The sequence below is a fragment of the Faecalibacterium sp. DFI.5.82 genome, assembly GCF_029076575.1.
GTDB classification, from domain to species: domain Bacteria; phylum Bacillota; class Clostridia; order Oscillospirales; family Ruminococcaceae; genus Faecalibacterium; species Faecalibacterium duncaniae.
In genome coordinates, this window is record NZ_JARFIS010000002.1 from 426,952 (window position 1) to 444,177 (window position 17,226).

Below are 17,226 nucleotides of genomic sequence, written 5' to 3' on the forward strand. Positions count from 1 at the left end.
AGCCGGATGCGGGGGATAAAAAAGAAAAGCAGCCTAAAATCTTACGATTCTAAGCTGCTTTTCAATGCCGGTGGTGGGGGTCGAACCCACACGTGTTATTAGCACAAGGGATTTTGAGTTTTTGTCCTCATCTTCCATCTGGTGTCATCCAGTGATATCTAGTGATATCTGGTTCCCACTGTGCAAATGCAAAATTCACGCCTCAACGAACAATAATTTGGAATATCCACGATTTTTCGATGCGTTTTCCCCCTACTCTGTTTTTTCGGTTTGGACCGCCCAAATGGAAATTGGAGGGATGTTCAGGAGGGATGCAGGGCAAAACGCTCCTCTGCTTAGGCACAAAACGAAAGGAAAGTCAAGGATAATGAATCAAATTCAAGCAAAAGAGTATTATAAAAAATTATTTGTGAACTATCCTGATGTGCTGTCTGTCGAAGAAGCAACAACTTTACTCGGTTTCAAAAGCCAGACTGCCATCATCAGAAGAATCCATCAACATAGAATTCGCTGCCTGAAAGTCGGACGATCTTTCATGATTCCGAAAGAATATCTCATCGACTATCTTTTGGATAGCTAAATTATACAGCCATTATATTACATAGCGCACCACTTTTCAATAAGAAAAGAGTGCGCTTTTTATTTTCAAACGAAAGGCGGTCGATTTTTTGAACACAAGCTGGAGCGAAAACGTTGAAAAAGCCACATGACACTTGACTACTTCTACGGACAAGCCGGAGAGCTGTTCTCCTTCTACCGCATTCCAAAGGCTCTTTTTCAGGAGCAGCGGTTTCAAGATCTGTCAACCGATGCCAAAACCCTGTACGGCATCCTGCTGGACCGCATGAGCCTGTCCGTGAAAAACGGCTGGCTGGACGAGCAGAACCGGGTGTTCATCATCTTCACGATAGAGGATGTCAAGAGGACTTTGTGTTGCGCAGACAACAAAGCGACCAAGCTGCTCCGGGAACTCGAAAAGTTTGGTTTGATTGAACGAAAACGAAGAGGTCTGGGAAAGCCAAGTTTGGTGTATGTGAAGAACTTTTCGGCAGAATCGTCAAAATCAATATTCCAGAATCGTGATTTTCACGATTCTGGAGGCTTCAAAAACGCAAGTCAAGACCCTTCAAAATCACGATGTAATAAGACTAAAGAGAATGATACTGAAATGAGTGAGACTGATCCCTTCTATTCTGAAGAATCGGATGAGATGAGCAAACGCACCCAACTGGAAGAATTTTTTTCTCAGTCTTTAGAGGTGGAACTTCTGCTCCGGCTCTGCCCGGACGATGAGGACACCATCTATCAAATCGTGGATTTACTGGTAGACACCTGTGCCACCAAACGCAAGATGCTGCACATCGCCGGGGACGATAAGCCCGCCGAGGTGGTACGCAGCCGGTTTATGAATCTGAACGCCGACCATATCTGCTTTGTGCTGAAGCGCCTTGCAGAGAACAGCAGCCCGATTCGTAACATGAAACAATACCTGCTCGCTTCTCTGTACAACGCACCCACCACGATGCAGCTTTCCTACCAGAACCAAACCAACCACGACCTAGCGATGCGGGGGTGATAAAAATTTCAAAGAAAGCAACCACAATTGCCATCGTCAACCAGAAAGGCGGCACCGGGAAGACCACGACCTGTGAAAATCTAGGCATCGGTCTGGCGATGGAGGGCAAGAAGGTCCTGTTGGTGGACGCTGACCCGCAGGGCAGCTTGACCATCAGCATGGGCTGGCAGCAGCCCGATGAACTGCCCACCACCCTTTCCACTCTGATGGCAAAAGCCATGAACGATCAGAGTATTCCGCCCGGTGAAGGCATCCTGCACCATGCGGAGGGCGTTGACCTGATTCCGGCAAACATCGAGCTAGCAGGGCTGGAAGTTTCCCTCGTCAACTGCATAAACCGGGAAAAAATGCTGAAACAGGTGCTGGAAGAGGCAAAGCATGAATACGATTTCATTCTGCTGGACTGCGCTCCTTCCCTTGGGATGCTGACCATCAATGCCTTGGCAGCGGCGGACACCACCCTGATTCCGGTGCAGGTGCAGTACCTGTCTGCGAAGGGCTTGGAACAGCTTTTGCAGACCGTCCAAAAAGTCCGGCGGCAGATCAACCCGAAATTGAAAATCGAGGGCATCCTGCTGACTATGACCGACAGCCGCACCAACTACGGACAGCAGATCGACAATTTGATTCGGGGTGCCTACGGCAGCAAGATCAAGGTGTTCGACCAGACCATTCCCCGGTCTGTCCGTGCTGCGGAGATCAGTGCCGTGGGTAAGAGCATTTTCCAGCACGATCCCAAAGGCAAGGTGGCCGAAGCCTACCGCTCTCTGACGAAGGAGGTGATGGCGAATGCCGAAAAACAGCTTAAACGTGTCGCTGAAAGGGGCAGATGACATCTTCTCCACCGAGGAGTCCCGGCAGGAGCAGCAGCGGGAACAGGTGCAGCAGATTCCCATCGGAGAGCTGTTCCCTTTCAAAAACCACCCCTTTAAGGTCTTGGATGATGAGTCCATGCAGCGCACGGTGGAAAGCGTAGAACAGTACGGCGTGCTTTCTCCGCTGATTGCACGCCCACGCCCGGAAGGTGGCTACGAGATCATCTCCGGGCATCGCCGTCAGCACGCTGCACAGCTTGCCGGACTGGACACCCTGCCGGTCATTGTCCGCAATATGGATGATGATGCCGCTGTTTTGCTCATGGTAGACAGCAATCTTCAACGCGAAACCATCTTGCCAAGCGAGAGGGCTTTCGCTTACAAGATGAAGCTGGAAGCCATGAAGCATCAGGCAGGACGTCCTACGCAAGATAATTATTCCCAAGTTGGGAATAATTTCGGTACACTATCTAGTAAGGAGATGGCTGAAGAACTCGGAACTAGTAAGAATCAAATTTTCCGCTATATCCGCCTGACCAACCTTGTCCCCGAACTTCTGGACATGGTGGACGAAAAGAAAATCGCCTTCAATCCCGCTGTGGAATTGTCCTATCTGGACGAAAGCCAACAGCGGGATTTTTTAGAAGCAATGAACGACACCCAGAATGCACCGTCCCTTTCCCAAGCGCAGCGGCTTAAAAAGCTGGCACAGGAAGGGCACTTTTCGTATGATGTTGCCTTTGCGGTCATGGGAGAAGAGAAAAAGGACGAGCTGGACAAGGTGGTCATCAAAAACGACACCCTGCGGAAGTATTTCCCGCGCAGCTACACCCCGAAACAGATGGAAGACACTATCATCAAGCTGCTGGAACAGTGGCAACGTAAACAGCAGCGGCAGAACGAACGCTGACTTATACCGTAACGCAAGACCCGATGGGGTCTTTTTCTTTTGCAACTAAAAGGAGAAAAGCCTATGAAAAACAACGCTACCCGTACCATCCGCTCCGAGGAGGTCACCATTGACGTGCGTATCTGCGCTGCACTGGCGGCAAACCGGGGCGGCGAGGTCTACCTCGCAGCCATTGCCCCGGATATGGAGCTGACCGTCATCACGCTGGATGAGGCTCCCGGCATCCTGCCCTGCTTTGAGGAGGATGATGCCTGCCTGAACCTCCCTGATACCTCACTGCTGCTCTGCTACAATCCGGCGCAAGTGCTGAAGATGGGCGGCAAGCACTACCTGACCGGTCCGGTGATTCTGGTCCACACCAACATGGACGGCGAGGTCATCTCCCTAACCATCGATGAGGTCTACCTGTTCCAGAAGTATCTGGCAAGCCACAGCATCACCCTGATGGCAGACGACCAGAAGTTGCCCTGCATCTGCATCGACTGAGGTGTGTCATGCTGAACTTTTTTATTGGTTTCGCATTTTTTGAAGCTGGTGCCTTTTTCGGTTTCTTCTTGGCGGCTTTGATGTAGGCGGCACGGAGCGGTGAGATCGGACTGAACGGAAAGGAGGATTCGCATGGCTGAAAACACCTTGTCGGTGCTGAAAATTGCGCCGGGACAGTATCCGCAGCAGGTCGAGATCGATAACGACCTGAAAGCCTTGCAGCAGGCGGTGGGCGGCTCCATCGGCGCAAGCTATCCTTTTGAAGATCCGGTTGCCATCGTCTACAACGATGACGGCAAGCTCATGGGTCTGCCGCTGAACCGTGCCCTGTGGGACGAGGACGGGCTGATGTACGATGTCATTGCCGGAACCTTTTTGGTGGTTGGCCTAAGCGAGGAAGATTTTGTATCGCTCTCCCCGGAGCTGGCGCAAAAGTATAAAGAAGAATTCCATCAACCCGAAGCCTTTCTCCCTCTGGGGCGTCGCCTGATGGTCATTCCGGTTCCGGATGAATCAGTTCAGAGTGATGCAGAAAAGGCTGTAAACAAGCCCCCGGTGGAACATGACCGCTAAGACGATTTTCTGCACAGGAGGTGGTAACGATGCAGGAAGAAATCGAGCATAAGACGGTCAACCTTGCCATCTCGACCACAAAGCTGTCTGCCCGGACTGTCCTGCGGGCAGTTAAAGCGGCGTTTCGGCTGTACCAGTCCAAGGCATCCCAAGGTAAGCAGAGCGTCCGCACTCTTCTGCGGCAGAACCGGGGCGTGTCCAGCGTGGAGATCAGCAAGACCGGCATCCGTGGGCTGGAACGCTATGCCAAAAAGTACGGCATCGACTATGCTATCCGCAAGGACAATTCCGAGGTGCCGCCCCGGTATCTGGTCTTTTTCAAAGCCCCGGACGCAGAAGCCTTCCATTCGGCGTTCAAGGAATATTCGGCATCCCTGCTCAACAAGGACAAACGCCCCTCGGTGCTGGCAAAACTGCATAAACTGGTGCAGGCGGCGGCAGAACTCCCCGGCAAAGTCCGGCATAAGGAACAGGAGCGTGGACTGTGACCACGAAAAAGCTGACAAAGCTGCTGGCACTGTATCTGCCCTATATTTTGCTGGGGCTGGTGGCAACCAACATTGGCGAAGCGTGGCGGCTTGCCGAGGGCAAAGAGCTGGGGGATAAGATCATGGCGATGATGGGCACCGTTCCGGTGGCGTTTGCGAACCCGCTGCCCAGCTTGCATCCGCTCGATTTGCTGGTGGGCTTGTGCTGCGGTGCAGGGTTACGGCTGGCGGTCTATTTGCGTGGAAAAAACGCCAAGAAGTACCGCCACGGCATGGAGTACGGCTCTGCCCGGTGGGGCACCGCCAAGGATATTGAGCCGTTCATGGCACCCAAGTTTGCAGACAACATCATCCTGACCAAAACGGAACGGCTGATGATGTCCAACCGCCCACCGGACCCCAAAAACGCCCGGAACAAAAATGTGCTGGTGGTGGGAGGCTCCGGCAGCGGCAAGACGAGATTTTGGCTTAAACCCAACCTTTTACAATGTCATAGTTCCTATGTGGTCACTGACCCGAAAGGTAGTATCGTGGTCGAGTGCGGGAACGCACTTCTGAAAAACGGTTACAAGCTGAAAATCCTGAACACCATCAACTTCAAAAAGTCCATGCACTATAACCCCTTCGCCTATGTCCACAGCGAAAAGGACATTCTCAAACTGGTCACAACCCTGATGACCAACACCAAAGGCGAAGGGTCCGGTGGGGACCCATTTTGGGAGAAAAGCGAACGTCTTTTGCTCACTGCCCTGATCGCCTATCTGCATTATGAAGCCCCGGTGGAGGAGCAAAATTTCGCCACCCTGCTGGAAATGCTCAACACCATGCAGGTGCTGGAGGATGACGAGGAATATCAGAACCCGGTGGATCTGCTGTTTGAAGAACTGGCGAAAAAGAAGCCCAATTCCTTTGCCGGGCGGCAGTACAAACTTTACAAGCTGGCTGCCGGCAAGACCGCAAAATCCATCCTCATTTCCTGTGGTGCCAGATTAGCCCCCTTCGACATCCAAGAGCTGCGTGACCTCACTATGTACGATGAGCTGCAACTGGACACGCTGGGCGATAAGAAAACGGCATTGTTCCTCATCATGAGCGATACGGACAGCACCTTCAACTTCCTCATCAGCATGGTCTACACCCAGCTTTTCAATCTGCTGTGCGACAAGGCAGATGATGTATACGGCGGCAAGCTGCCCGTTCATGTACGGTGTCTCATCGACGAGTGCGCCAACATCGGGCAGATTCCCAATCTGGAAAAGCTGGTGGCCACCATCCGCAGCCGTGAGATCTCCGCCTGCCTTGTTTTGCAGGCGAGAAGCCAGTTGAAAGCCATTTACAAGGATAACGCGGATACCATTGTGGGCAACATGGACAGCCAGATTTTCCTCGGCGGCAGTGAGCCGACCACCCTGAAAGACTTGTCCGAGATGCTGGGCAAGGAGACCATCGACGCCTTCAACACCTCAGACACCCGTGGCAATAGCCCCAGTTACGGCACTACGTTCCAAAAGATGGGCCACGAATTGTTGAGCCGGGACGAGCTGGCGGTGCTGGACGGCGGCAAGTGTATTTTGCAGTTGCGTGGCGTCAGACCGTTTTTGAGCGACAAGTACGACCTGACCCAGCACCCTAACTACAAGCTGACCTCGGACTACGACCCCAAAAACACCTTCGATATTGAAAAATATCTGAACCGCAAAGAAAAAATCCAACCCGGAGATGAGTTCATCGTGGTGGATGCTGATTCGCTCCCGTCTGCCTGACCCGGTAGGCGGTTTTATTTTTATCCCGGTCAGAAAGGTGCACCAGAAAATCAGCCTTGCTGCGGTTATGCAACGTAAAACTACAAGATTTCGGGTGTGTACAAACGACCGGAAACGCTTTATAATAAAGGAGAAAAGACTATGGAATTCTTCAACTCTGCTATCGAAGTTCTTCAGACTCTGGTTGTCGCTCTGGGTGCCGGTCTCGGCGTTTGGGGTGCCATCAACCTGCTGGAAGGTTATGGTAACGACAACCCCGGCAGCAAGAGTCAGGGCATGAAGCAGCTCATGGCTGGCGGCGGCGTTGCTCTGGTGGGCATTACCCTGATTCCCCTGCTGAGCGGTCTGTTCGGTTAAGAACAGCGGGCGGCGATTGCCGCCCGGTACATATTTATAATAAGGAAAGCCATAGTAACGATCTCACATACAGAAGGTGAATCAGATGAGCGAGATTTTATTGTATCATGGCAGTAAAGAAGAAGTTGTCTATCCCGAAATCCGCATCACACGGTATACAAAGGACTTTTCTTGGGGATTCTACTGCACGAACAGCTATCAACAAGCCTACCGCTGGGCAGACCGCCGTTCTGCCGATGGTATTGTGAACGTCTATCGCTATGTAGAGAATCCTGACCTGAAAATCCTGCGTTTCCCTGAAATGTCGGACGAATGGCTGGATTTCATTGCAAAATGTCGTGCAGGCGAAACCCATCCCTATGATATTGTGGAGGGTCCCATGGCAGATGACACCATCTGGGACTATGTCAATGGATTTACGTCCGGGCAGATCAGCCGTGAAGCATTTTGGGCATTGGCGAAGTTCAAGCATCCAACACACCAGATCAGCTTTCATACCGTAAACGCTTTGCACTGCCTGACCTTTGAGAGGAGTGAATCCATCCATGACCGAAAAGCAGAAAAATGATGTTCTCTACGTTTGCAGCCTGATCGAGACCATCGCCCGTAAGACCAAAAATCATCGGCAGGATGTGATTCGTCACTTCACAAAAGCCGGCATCGAACGGCAGCTCCGGCTGGCAGAAGTAAACCACTGTCTGTCCTTTGAGCAGGTTTCAGATGAGCTGATTGAAGATCTCAACATCCCGGATGGGGATTTTGATACTGCTGCGGAGTGCCGCTATACGGTCCCTTCTGCAACCTCCATCGGAATGCTGTATCAGGGGCTGGTGCTGTCCACCATGAAAGATGAAGATGCTGCACAGGCAATTCTGGATGTTTTTTCGTCGTTTATCACGGATGAGATCTCCGATTTCAATTCCAACGTATACTACACCAATCCTGATTATCTCCGCTGCTCCTATCTGGAGGGCAAAATGCTTGCTTGAGAAAGGATTGTTATAATGGCAAAAAATCAACATAATGCAGGGCTTCATTATAGACCTCTCAATCAACTTGGATTATCAAACTTCAATGATTATATAGAAAATCCCATTGATAGTCGTTTTAAGTTTAATCCGCCCCCTCTAAAATGTGGTAAGCTTTTTGGACTTTGCAAAGCTGATCGTCAAAAAGAAAAGCTTCAGAAACATTGCCCGTGGCATCCGCTTCTAAAAATGAAGGCATTCACATTAGAGATCAACGGAGAAGCTGAATACATTTGGTATTGTAAAGAATGCGATTGTTATTATATGAACCCCTTTTGGCGAAATGGAGAAAAACGCATCCTTGATGTTTATCATAAGGTTCCTGTTCGCCGACTTATAAAAACAGCTATATAGCTTTGATTATGATTTGCCGATTGCCGAAAAGCAGTCGGCTTTTTTGTTTCCGTCGAACACTTTTTGTGTTTGCTCATATCATTTCATCTATCATTCATCAATCAAAAATGATAGATGAAATGAGGGCATTGTTCCATACGGCGGCTTGAGCAGCAGCGGAAAGCCCTCTGCAGCTTGCAGTTTTATTAAATGTCCGTGCTCCAAGCCGCGTTTTTATCCACCCATCCATGAAAGGCGGTGCTATTATGCAGTTTTTGACCCACATTATTTTTCTCCTGAATCTCCTCAAGACCCTTATCAACCATTTCAGCTAAGGACGGTGACTGAATGGAAACCGTTCTCAAAGCCATTGCCGACTGGATCAAAGGCATCCTGACGGCAGGCATTATGTCCAATCTCTCCGGCTTGTTTGATGATGTGAACACCCAAGTGGGCAACATCGCACAGCAGGTGGGCACCAAGCCCTCCAGCTTTGAGCCACGGGTGTTCGCCATGATCGAATCGCTGTCCCGGAACGTGGTGCTGCCCATTGCAGGCATCATCCTGACCTTTATCGCCTGTTACGAACTGATCGAGATGATTACCCAGCACAACAATATGGCACAGTTTGAGCCTGCCCTCATCATGCGCTGGATTTTTAAGACTGCTATTTCGGTGTGGCTCATCAGCAATACTTTTGACATCGTGATGGCGGTGTTCGATGTCACCCAAAAGGTGGTATCCGATTCCAGCAGCATCATTGCCGGAAATACCCGTGTCAACGACATTGGCTTGTCCATGCTGCAATCCAGCCTGATGCAGATGGATGTCGGCCCCCTGTTCGGGCTGTTTTTGCAGTCCTTCTTCATCGGCATTACCATGCGCATCCTGTCCATCGTGATTTTCGTCATCGTCTACGGAAGAATGATTGAAATTTACTGCATGGTGAGCCTTGCGCCCATCCCCATGGCGACCTTCGGCAACCACGAGCAGAGCCACATGGGGCAGAACTATCTGAAATGCCTGTTTGCACTGGGTTTTCAGGGCTTTCTCATCCTCATCTGCGTGGCGATTTACGCCGTGCTGATACAGTCGGTAGCGATTTCCGGGGATGCCATCAACTCCATTTGGAGCATTGTGGGCTACACCGTTCTGCTCTGTTTCAGCCTGTTCAAGACCAGCTCGGTGACGAAATCCGTCCTCGGAGCGCACTAAAGGAGGTGTTTGATTGGCTGCGTATATTTCCGTTCCCCGCGATTTGACCAAGGTCAAATCCAAAGTGGCGTTCAACCTGACCAAACGGCAGCTTGTCTGCTTTGGCACAGCGGCTCTCATTGGAGTGCCGCTGTTTTTTGTTCTCCGGGATTCCGGCGGCAACACTGCTGCCACCCTCGGTATGATGGCGGTGATGCTGCCGGCGTTCTTCCTTGGGATGTACGAAAAGAACGGCCAGCCTTTGGAAAAGCTGCTGTCGTACTATGTGCAGTCCCGGTTTGTCCGCCCGAAGATCCGCCCCTACAAGACTAACAATTACTATGCGATTTTGATGAAGGGAGGCATGACCCATGATCCCGTTTTGGAAAAAGACCGGTAAGCACAGCAAGCCGCAGTCTGCGCAGAAGCGCAGGCAGAACGCAAAGCCTGCTATGCCCCGAACCGCCCAGCAGTCCATCCCCATGCAGCGGATGTTTGAGGATGGCACCTGCAGGGTGAAGCCCAACTATTACACTCGTACCATCCAGTATCAGGACATCAACTACCAGCTTGCCCAGCAGGAGGACAAGACCGCCATTTTCGAGGAATGGTGCAGTTTTCTGAATTTTTTCGATTCCAGCATCAAATTTGAGCTGTCCTTTGTGAACATGGCAACCGACAGCACCGAGTTTGAAAAGAGCATCCGCATCCCGTTCCAGAAGGACGGCTTTGACGATGTGCGTGCGGAGTACAGCCAGATGCTGCGCCAGCAGCTTGCCAAGGGCAATAATGGTCTGACCAAGACCAAATTCATCACCTTTGGTGTGGAGGGCGAAAGCATGGCGCAGGTCAAGCCCCGGCTCGACCACATCCAGAATGACCTGCTGAATAATTTTCATCGGCTGGGTGTGCAGGCAAAGCCCCTGAACGGTGCCCAGCGGCTGAAACTCATGCACGATATGTTCAACATGGACGGTGCAAGCAAGTTTCACTTTGACTGGAAAGACCTTGTGAAAAGCGGGCTTTCCGTGAAGGATGCCATTGCGCCTACCGCCTTTGCGTTCAAGAACAGCCGCTCCTTCCAGATGGGAGGTATCTTTTGCGCCGCCAGCTTTCTGAGCATCACGGCATCCGACATCAGCGACCAGCTTTTGAAGGATTTTCTGGATATGGATTCTTCCCAGATCGTTACGATGCACATCCAGTCTGTTGACCAGAACAAAGCCATCAAGACGGTGAAGCGCACCATCACGGAACTGGACCGCAGCAAGATTGAGGAGCAGAAAAAAGCAATCCGTGCCGGGTATGATATTGACATCATCCCGTCCGATTTGGCAACTTACGGACGGGATGCGAAAGCCCTGCTCAAAGAGTTGCAGAGCCAGAACGAGCGGATGTTCCTCGTCACTTTTCTGGTGTTGAACACCGGGCGCACGGAGCAGGAGCTGGAAAACAACGTCTTTCAGGCTAGCTCCATCGCCCAGAAGCACAACTGCAACCTGTGCCGCCTTGATTTCCAGCAGGAGCAGGGCTTGATGAGCAGTCTGCCGCTGGCGGATAACCAGATTGAGATTCAGCGGGGACTGACCACCAGCAGCACTGCCATCTTCATCCCCTTTACCACACAGGAATTGTACCAGTCTGGCAAAGAAAGCCTGTATTACGGCCTGAACGCCCTGTCCAACAACCTTATCATGGTGGACCGGAAGAAGTTGAAGAACCCCAATGGCCTGATTTTGGGTACTCCCGGCTCCGGCAAAAGTTTCTCAGCAAAGCGTGAAATTGCAAACGCCTTTCTGGTGACGGATGATGATATTATTGTGAACGATCCCGAAGGCGAATACTCCCCGCTGGTGAATCGGCTGAAAGGTCAGGTCATCAAAATCTCGCCCAACAGCACCCAGTTCATCAATCCGATGGACATCAATGCCAACTACTCCGAGGAAGATAATCCCCTGTCCCTGAAAGCAGACTTTATCCTTTCCCTGTGCGAACTGGTGGTGGGCGGCAAGGAAGGGCTGCTGCCGGTGGAGAAAACCGTCATTGACCGCTGTGTGCATCTGATTTACCGCAAATATTTTGCGGACCCCTGCCCGGAGAATATGCCCATCCTTGAGGACTTGTACAATGCCCTGCTCCAACAGGACGAAAAAGAAGCCCACCATGTTGCCACGGCTCTGGAGATCTACGTCAAGGGCAGTCTGAACCTGTTCAACCACCGCACGAATGTGAACGTCAATAACCGCATCGTCTGCTACGACATCAAGGAGCTGGGCAAGCAGATGAAGAAGCTCGGTATGCTCATTGTGCAGGATCAGGTGTGGGGGCGTGTCACGGCAAACCGCAGCAGCGGCAAGTCCACCCGGTATTATATGGACGAGATGCACCTCCTCTTAAAAGAGGAGCAGACCGCCGCTTATTCCGTGGAAATCTGGAAGCGTTTCCGCAAGTGGGGCGGTATTCCCACAGGGCTGACCCAGAACGTGAAAGACCTGCTTTCTTCCCGTGAAGTCGAGAATATTTTCGAGAACAGCGACATGATCATCATGCTGAATCAGGCGGCAGGAGACCGGCAAATCCTCGCAAAGCAGCTCAATATTTCGCCCCATCAGCTTTCCTACGTGACCCACTCCGGCGAGGGCGAGGGGCTGCTGTTTTTCGGCAATGTCATTCTGCCGTTTGTGGACCGTTTCCCCACCGATCTGGAACTCTACCGCATTATGACCACCAAGTTGGGTGAAGTCTCGGAGGGCGCGCAGAAATGAGTGAACCGAAACTGAACATCAAAGAGGAATCGTCTACCAAAAAGACCCGTTCTCCCCCGAAAAAAGCCAAGGTAGAGCAGACGGTGCCCAAAAAGAAAAAGCTGAAAACCGATGCAGATAAAGCTGCGGAAAAGGCACAGCATCTGCGGTTTGGCAAGGCGGAACTGACCCCGGACGAACTGAGCCGGTTGAGTAAGGCGCAGAAGCGAGAGATGTACGCTGCCCATGCCGCCCGGTCTGCGGCGCATCACGAAGTTGACCAGTACGAGGATGACAATGTGGGCACGCAGGCGCTGAGCGAGGGCGAAAAGGCGGCAGGAAATGTCCGGGATATTTCCAAGAGCCGCTATGCCCGGAAGCTCAAGAGGAAAGCCAAGATGCAGGGCAAGAAGGGTGCCAGAAACGCAAAATCTTCCGTGCAGAAGCCAACTGCGGCACAAGATACAGGCGCATCCGGCACCGGCGAGGGCGGTTCCAACTGGCTTTCCCGATGGCGGCAGAAGCAAGACATCCGGCAGAGCTACTATGCTGCCGCCCGGTCGGGTACGGCGGCGCAGACCGCAGGTGGCAAAGCGGCATCCAACGGTGCATCTGCTGCCCGGTCCGGCGTGGAACAGGCGGTAGAAAAGGGCAAAACTGCCGTCAGCACCGCCGTAAAGGGGCTGGTGAATGCCGCAAAAGGCAACGCACACGTTCTGGTGATTGTGGGCGTTTTTCTTTTGCTCGTCCTCATGGTGATGTCGGGCTTTTCCTCCTGCGGTATCCTCTTTTCGGGCGGCACACAGGTGTCCGGGCAGACCATATACTCTGCCGAGGATCGGGACATCTGGGGTGCAGAGCAGGACTACAAAAAGCTGGAAAAGGAACTGGATAAAAAGATCAAGCGCACCCCCACCGACCACCCCGGCTACAACGAGTACCAGTACCACCTTGACCCCATTGAACACGACCCGTGGCAGCTCACTTCATTCCTGACCACTCTGTATGATGATTACACCCGGTCGGAAGTGCAGGGCAAGCTGAAGGAGACCTTCAAAAAGCAGTACAAGCTGACCACATGGGTGGAGGTGCAGATTCGGTATAAGACGGTCTGGGTCATCAGTCCGGCAGGTATCCCTGTTCCTACCCAAGTGCCGTATGAGTACAAGATTTTCCACACCAAGTTGGTGAACCGTGGCTTGGAGGTGGTCATCCGGGAGGAACTGGACAACGACCAATGGAAACGCTACGAGATCTTTCAGGACACCTTGGGCGGCAGACCGTATCTGTTCAACGGCGGACTGCCGCCCGGTGGCTCCGATGGCTCCGGCACACCCGGTATTGATTATCAGGTTCCGGCAGAAGCCCTGACGGACAGCGAATTTGCCGCCATCTACAAGGAGGCGCAAAAGTATGTGGGTACGCCCTACGTCTGGGGCGGCTCTACCCCGGAAACCGGTTTTGATTGCAGCGGCTATGTCTGCTGGGTGTACAACCAGAACGGCTACGATGTAGGGCGCACTACCGCCAACGGTCTGTGGAACAAGAGCCAGCACATCTCCGAAGCCGATGCAAAGCCCGGTGATCTGGTTTTCTTCAAAGGCACCTATGACACCCCCGGCATGAGCCATACTGGAATCTATCTCGGCAACGGCATGATGGTCAGTGCCGGAGACCCCATCAAGTACGCAAACATTCACTCGTCCTACTGGGAGAAGCATCTCGCCGGGTTCGGACGGCTTTCAAAATGATTGGAGAAGTTACTATGAGCGAAAAATCGGATAAACTGCGGGCGATGCTGGCAAAAGAGAAAGAACGCCGCATCAAGCTGAACAATCGCATCGAGATCCTGGAGCGGCGCATTCAGGAGGAAGATTCTGCCGAGGTCAACGAGATGGTGCGGACGGCAAAGGTCACGCCGGAACAGCTCGCCGCCCTGCTGCGGCAGTCTGCCACCACCACCCCGAACCCTGCTGCGCTGTCTGCCGTGGGTGCAACTTTCGAGAAGGAGGATGCAGATGAAGATTAAGAAACTGGGCGCACTGCTGGTATCGGTGGCACTGTGCGCTGGCATGGCGGCTCCCGCTTTTGCCTATGGCGGTGAGCCTGTGGAGGAAGTGGAACAGCCCGTCCTGACTTCTACCACCGATGAAGAAGATGTAGTCACCGTGACCGATGAGGAGACCGGTGCCCTGACCCCGGAGGGCAACTTGACGCTGGTGGACGATTACCACACCGACTATTCCGATGGCAGCGGTCAGCAGTTCATTACGCTGGTGTCGAAGTCGGGTGCGACTTTCTATCTGGTGATTGACCGCAACGCCAAGGGGCAGCAGACCGTTCACTTTATGAACCTTGTGGACGAAGCCGACCTTCTTTCCCTGATGGAGGAGGAAGAAGCGAACGCTTATACCGCTGAAAAAGAAGCAGCGGCGCAGGCGGAACAGGACAGGCTGAAAGCCGAGGAAGAAGCGAAAAAAGCCGCCGAAGAAGCGGCAGCATCCGGCACGGAACAGCCCAAGGAAAACAAGGTCACAAAGATCGCATCCGGCTTTTTGGGTGTGGTGGTGCTGATTGCACTGGCAGCAGGTGGCGGCTTCTATTTCTATCACCAGCAGATGCAGAAGAAAAAAGCCGAAAAAGAAGCCCTCGACCCCGATGCAAACTACACCGAGGACAAGGGCGATTTTGAGATCCCTACCGATGTGCCGGACGAGGACGAAACCCCGGACGAGCAGGACACTGAACCCATCTGATTTCAAGGCGGCATTTTGCCGCCGTACATATCCAAATGAAAACAGATTGGAGGGAACGCTTATTTCAATTCTAGTTGTAGCAGAAAAGCCCTCGGTTGCCATGTCCTACGCCAAAGTCCTCGGTGCCACCAACCGTCAGGACGGCTACCTTGAGGGCAACGGTTATCTGGTAAGCTGGTGCGTGGGTCATCTGGTGGAGCTTGCTCCGCCCAATATCTACGATGCCAAATACGTCAAGTGGAGCATCGCAGATCTGCCCATCCTGCCGGAAAGGTGGCAGTATCTGGTGTCTGCGTCCACCAAAAAGCAGTTTGGTATCCTGCAAAAGCTGATGGACCGCCCAGATGTGGATAGCATTGTCTGTGCAACGGATGCAGGGCGTGAGGGCGAACTAATCTTCCGCCTTGTCTACCAGCAAGCGGGCTGCAAAAAGCCCTTTTCCCGCCTGTGGCTGTCCAGCATGGAGGAAAACGCCATCCGAGAGGGGTTCGCCCAACTCAAACCGTCAACTGAATACGATGCGCTGTACAACGCAGCACTTTGCCGGGAACGTGCCGACTGGATGGTCGGCATCAATGCGTCCCGGCTTTTTTCATGTCTGTACGGTCAACCTTTAGCGGTCGGTCGGGTCATGACTCCGGTGCTTGCCATGACGGTGGTGCGGGAGGCTGCGATAGCCGCTTTTGTGCCGGAAAAGTTCTACACGGTGGATCTGGAACTGACCAGCGGATGCACGGCATCCAGCCGCCGCATTCCTGAAAAATCCGTTGCAGAAAACCTGCTGGAAGCCTGTCGAAGGGAGATGGTGGCAACGATCCAGCGCATCACCCGCAAGGAAAAATCCGAGAATCCGCCGCCGCTGTACGACCTGACCACCCTTCAGCGGGACGCCAACCGCCTGCTGGGGTACAGCGCACAGCAGACGCTGGACTATGTGCAGAGCCTGTATGAGAAGAAACTTACCACTTATCCCCGGACTGATAGCTGCTATATCACCGACGATGACGAGGAAATGCTGGAGGTGCTGACCGAGGAACTGGAAGGCTTTTTTGACATTACCCCAGAAGATGTGGACGAGGCTGTACCCCGGACACGGCGCACCGTCAACCGGGAAAAAGTCACCGACCACCACGCCATCCTGCCCACCCGCAGTATGCTGCAAGCCGATCTGGAAGCGCTGCCTAAAGGCGAGCAGAACGTTCTGAAGCTCATCATCGCCCGGACGCTGATGGCAGTCAGCAAGCCCTTCCGGTATCTGGAAACCCTGCTGACCACCGAATGTGCCGGGGAGGAATTTACCGCCAAGGGCAAGGAGGTTCTGGAAGAAGGCTGGAAAGCGGTGGAACGTAAGGTGCTTGCCGACATCCTGAACCGAAAACAGGAACTCACCGCCCTGCCCAATGCGGCAGAAAACGAGTGCGGCATCCTTAACGCAGAGCTGAAGGAGGGTCAAACGTCCCCGCCGAAGCACTTTACCGAGGACACCCTGCTGCACGCTATGGAGACCGCCAGTGCGGACAGTATGCCGGAGGGCGTGGAGCGTCAGGGCATCGGTACCCCGGCAACCAGAGCCGCCACCATCGAAAAACTGGTGCAGAAGGGTTTTCTGGAGCGCAAGGGCACCAAGAAAACCAAGGTACTGCTGCCTACCGACAAGGGCAAAGCCCTTATTACGGTGATGCCCGAAGAGATCCAATCCCCGGAAATGACCGCCGATTGGGAAACAAAACTGCTGCAAATCGAACGTGGCGAAATGGAGCCGAGTGAATTTATGACTGAGATCAATACGATGGTTACCGAACTGGTAAAGAAGACGGAAATGAAAAAAGGAGCGAATGCACTTATGAAAAGCAAGATTATTGGTGTCTGTCCGAACTGTGGGAAGCCTGTCGTGGAGCGTGAAAAGGGCTGGTTCTGCGAGAACCGGGAGTGCCGTTTCGTGCTGTGGAAGGACAATGCGTTCTTCAAGCGTCTGGGCAAGCGGCTGGACGCTCATGTGGCGGACAAGCTGCTGCGGGATGGGCGTGTCCGTCTGAAGGACTGCAAGAGTGCCAAGGGCAAGACCTACAACGCCACCGTGCTGCTGTCCTGTGAAGCCGATGGCCGCAGCAAGTTTTCGCTGGAATTTGAGGGTGGGTGCTGATGGAGCAGATAAAAGAAGCGGTCTACCTTATCAATGATGAACGCTATCTGCATCTCCGGG

General features: G+C 52.8%; 19 protein-coding genes. All 19 read left to right on the forward strand.

The window, feature by feature from the left end; all coding sequences use genetic code 11:
- Positions 1–217 precede the first annotated feature (217 nt).
- The 19 genes from P0G09_RS05555 (at position 218) to P0G09_RS05645 (ending at position 17,166) form a co-directional block, all read left to right on the forward strand.
- Positions 218–580, forward strand: coding sequence for a helix-turn-helix domain-containing protein (locus tag P0G09_RS05555; protein WP_275252167.1), 363 nt, complete (start codon positions 218–220; stop codon positions 578–580).
- Between the two features lie 126 nt (positions 581–706).
- The gene (locus P0G09_RS05560; protein ID WP_275252168.1) at positions 707–1,576 is read left to right on the forward strand and encodes a DUF6017 domain-containing protein; all 870 of its coding nucleotides are present in this window, start codon (positions 707–709) and stop codon (positions 1,574–1,576) included.
- Complete coding sequence (locus P0G09_RS05565) at positions 1,576–2,409, forward strand: ParA family protein (RefSeq protein ID WP_275252177.1); 834 nt, start codon at positions 1,576–1,578, stop codon at positions 2,407–2,409. Before P0G09_RS05560 ends, P0G09_RS05565 begins: the two co-directional genes overlap by 1 nt.
- Positions 2,366–3,301, forward strand: a complete 936-nt coding sequence (locus P0G09_RS05570) for a ParB/RepB/Spo0J family partition protein (protein WP_275252169.1) — start codon at positions 2,366–2,368, stop codon at positions 3,299–3,301. Before P0G09_RS05565 ends, P0G09_RS05570 begins: the two co-directional genes overlap by 44 nt.
- Positions 3,302–3,364: 63 nt before the next feature.
- Positions 3,365–3,787: a hypothetical protein gene (locus tag P0G09_RS05575; protein WP_275252170.1), complete on the forward strand. Its 423-nt coding sequence runs from the start codon at positions 3,365–3,367 to the stop codon at positions 3,785–3,787.
- 126 nt (positions 3,788–3,913) lie between these two features.
- Complete coding sequence (locus tag P0G09_RS05580; RefSeq protein ID WP_156070199.1) at positions 3,914–4,360, forward strand: DUF3846 domain-containing protein; 447 nt, start codon at positions 3,914–3,916, stop codon at positions 4,358–4,360.
- A gap of 29 nt (positions 4,361–4,389) precedes the next feature.
- Positions 4,390–4,848: a PcfB family protein gene (locus P0G09_RS05585; RefSeq protein WP_275252171.1), complete on the forward strand. Its 459-nt coding sequence runs from the start codon at positions 4,390–4,392 to the stop codon at positions 4,846–4,848.
- Positions 4,845–6,611 carry a type IV secretory system conjugative DNA transfer family protein gene (locus P0G09_RS05590; RefSeq protein WP_117506354.1) on the forward strand — a complete coding sequence of 589 codons (1,767 nt, stop codon included), beginning with the start codon at positions 4,845–4,847 and terminating at the stop codon, positions 6,609–6,611. Before P0G09_RS05585 ends, P0G09_RS05590 begins: the two co-directional genes overlap by 4 nt.
- A 141-nt stretch (positions 6,612–6,752) precedes the next feature.
- Positions 6,753–6,968 (forward strand): Maff2 family protein, encoded by a 216-nt coding sequence (locus P0G09_RS05595; protein ID WP_055186938.1) that lies wholly within the window; start codon positions 6,753–6,755, stop codon positions 6,966–6,968.
- An 85-nt stretch (positions 6,969–7,053) separates the two neighbouring features.
- A complete protein-coding gene (locus P0G09_RS05600; protein WP_117477590.1) occupies positions 7,054–7,536 on the forward strand; it encodes a DUF3990 domain-containing protein in 483 nt (160 codons plus the stop codon).
- Complete coding sequence (locus P0G09_RS05605; protein ID WP_015565208.1) at positions 7,514–7,957, forward strand: hypothetical protein; 444 nt, start codon at positions 7,514–7,516, stop codon at positions 7,955–7,957. Before P0G09_RS05600 ends, P0G09_RS05605 begins: the two co-directional genes overlap by 23 nt.
- Positions 7,958–7,972: 15 nt before the next feature.
- Positions 7,973–8,350, forward strand: a complete 378-nt coding sequence (locus tag P0G09_RS05610) for a hypothetical protein (RefSeq protein WP_133303651.1) — start codon at positions 7,973–7,975, stop codon at positions 8,348–8,350.
- Between the two features lie 327 nt (positions 8,351–8,677).
- Positions 8,678–9,544: a CD0415/CD1112 family protein gene (locus tag P0G09_RS05615; RefSeq protein WP_117506353.1), complete on the forward strand. Its 867-nt coding sequence runs from the start codon at positions 8,678–8,680 to the stop codon at positions 9,542–9,544.
- 13 nt (positions 9,545–9,557) lie between these two features.
- The gene (locus P0G09_RS05620; protein WP_117506352.1) at positions 9,558–9,923 is read left to right on the forward strand and encodes a PrgI family protein; all 366 of its coding nucleotides are present in this window, start codon (positions 9,558–9,560) and stop codon (positions 9,921–9,923) included.
- 52 nt (positions 9,924–9,975) lie between these two features.
- Positions 9,976–12,288 (forward strand): DUF87 domain-containing protein, encoded by a 2,313-nt coding sequence (locus tag P0G09_RS05625; RefSeq protein ID WP_227613764.1) that lies wholly within the window; start codon positions 9,976–9,978, stop codon positions 12,286–12,288.
- Entirely contained in the window at positions 12,285–14,018 is a 1,734-nt protein-coding gene (locus P0G09_RS05630; protein WP_117477593.1) for a C40 family peptidase, read from the forward strand. Before P0G09_RS05625 ends, P0G09_RS05630 begins: the two co-directional genes overlap by 4 nt.
- A 14-nt stretch (positions 14,019–14,032) precedes the next feature.
- Positions 14,033–14,296 (forward strand): DUF4315 family protein, encoded by a 264-nt coding sequence (locus P0G09_RS05635; protein WP_097785686.1) that lies wholly within the window; start codon positions 14,033–14,035, stop codon positions 14,294–14,296.
- Positions 14,280–15,023: a DUF4366 domain-containing protein gene (locus P0G09_RS05640; RefSeq protein ID WP_117477594.1), complete on the forward strand. Its 744-nt coding sequence runs from the start codon at positions 14,280–14,282 to the stop codon at positions 15,021–15,023. Before P0G09_RS05635 ends, P0G09_RS05640 begins: the two co-directional genes overlap by 17 nt.
- Before the next feature lie 61 nt (positions 15,024–15,084).
- Positions 15,085–17,166 (forward strand): type IA DNA topoisomerase, encoded by a 2,082-nt coding sequence (locus tag P0G09_RS05645; RefSeq protein ID WP_217297653.1) that lies wholly within the window; start codon positions 15,085–15,087, stop codon positions 17,164–17,166.
- Positions 17,167–17,226: the final 60 nt, after the last annotated feature.

Bases quoted from the DNA above. Each gene is read 5' to 3' on its own strand.
- P0G09_RS05560 (WP_275252168.1), top strand. From the start codon at position 707: ATGACACTTGACTACTTCTACGGACAAGCCGGAGAGCTGTTCTCCTTC.
- P0G09_RS05570 (WP_275252169.1), top strand. From the start codon at position 2,366: ATGCCGAAAAACAGCTTAAACGTGTCGCTGAAAGGGGCAGATGACATC.
- P0G09_RS05575 (WP_275252170.1), top strand. From the start codon at position 3,365: ATGAAAAACAACGCTACCCGTACCATCCGCTCCGAGGAGGTCACCATT.
- P0G09_RS05585 (WP_275252171.1), top strand. From the start codon at position 4,390: ATGCAGGAAGAAATCGAGCATAAGACGGTCAACCTTGCCATCTCGACC.
- P0G09_RS05595 (WP_055186938.1), top strand. From the start codon at position 6,753: ATGGAATTCTTCAACTCTGCTATCGAAGTTCTTCAGACTCTGGTTGTC.
- P0G09_RS05600 (WP_117477590.1), top strand. From the start codon at position 7,054: ATGAGCGAGATTTTATTGTATCATGGCAGTAAAGAAGAAGTTGTCTAT.
- P0G09_RS05605 (WP_015565208.1), top strand. From the start codon at position 7,514: ATGACCGAAAAGCAGAAAAATGATGTTCTCTACGTTTGCAGCCTGATC.
- P0G09_RS05610 (WP_133303651.1), top strand. From the start codon at position 7,973: ATGGCAAAAAATCAACATAATGCAGGGCTTCATTATAGACCTCTCAAT.
- P0G09_RS05615 (WP_117506353.1), top strand. From the start codon at position 8,678: ATGGAAACCGTTCTCAAAGCCATTGCCGACTGGATCAAAGGCATCCTG.
- P0G09_RS05625 (WP_227613764.1), top strand. From the start codon at position 9,976: ATGCCCCGAACCGCCCAGCAGTCCATCCCCATGCAGCGGATGTTTGAG.
- P0G09_RS05630 (WP_117477593.1), top strand. From the start codon at position 12,285: ATGAGTGAACCGAAACTGAACATCAAAGAGGAATCGTCTACCAAAAAG.
- P0G09_RS05635 (WP_097785686.1), top strand. From the start codon at position 14,033: ATGAGCGAAAAATCGGATAAACTGCGGGCGATGCTGGCAAAAGAGAAA.
- P0G09_RS05640 (WP_117477594.1), top strand. From the start codon at position 14,280: ATGCAGATGAAGATTAAGAAACTGGGCGCACTGCTGGTATCGGTGGCA.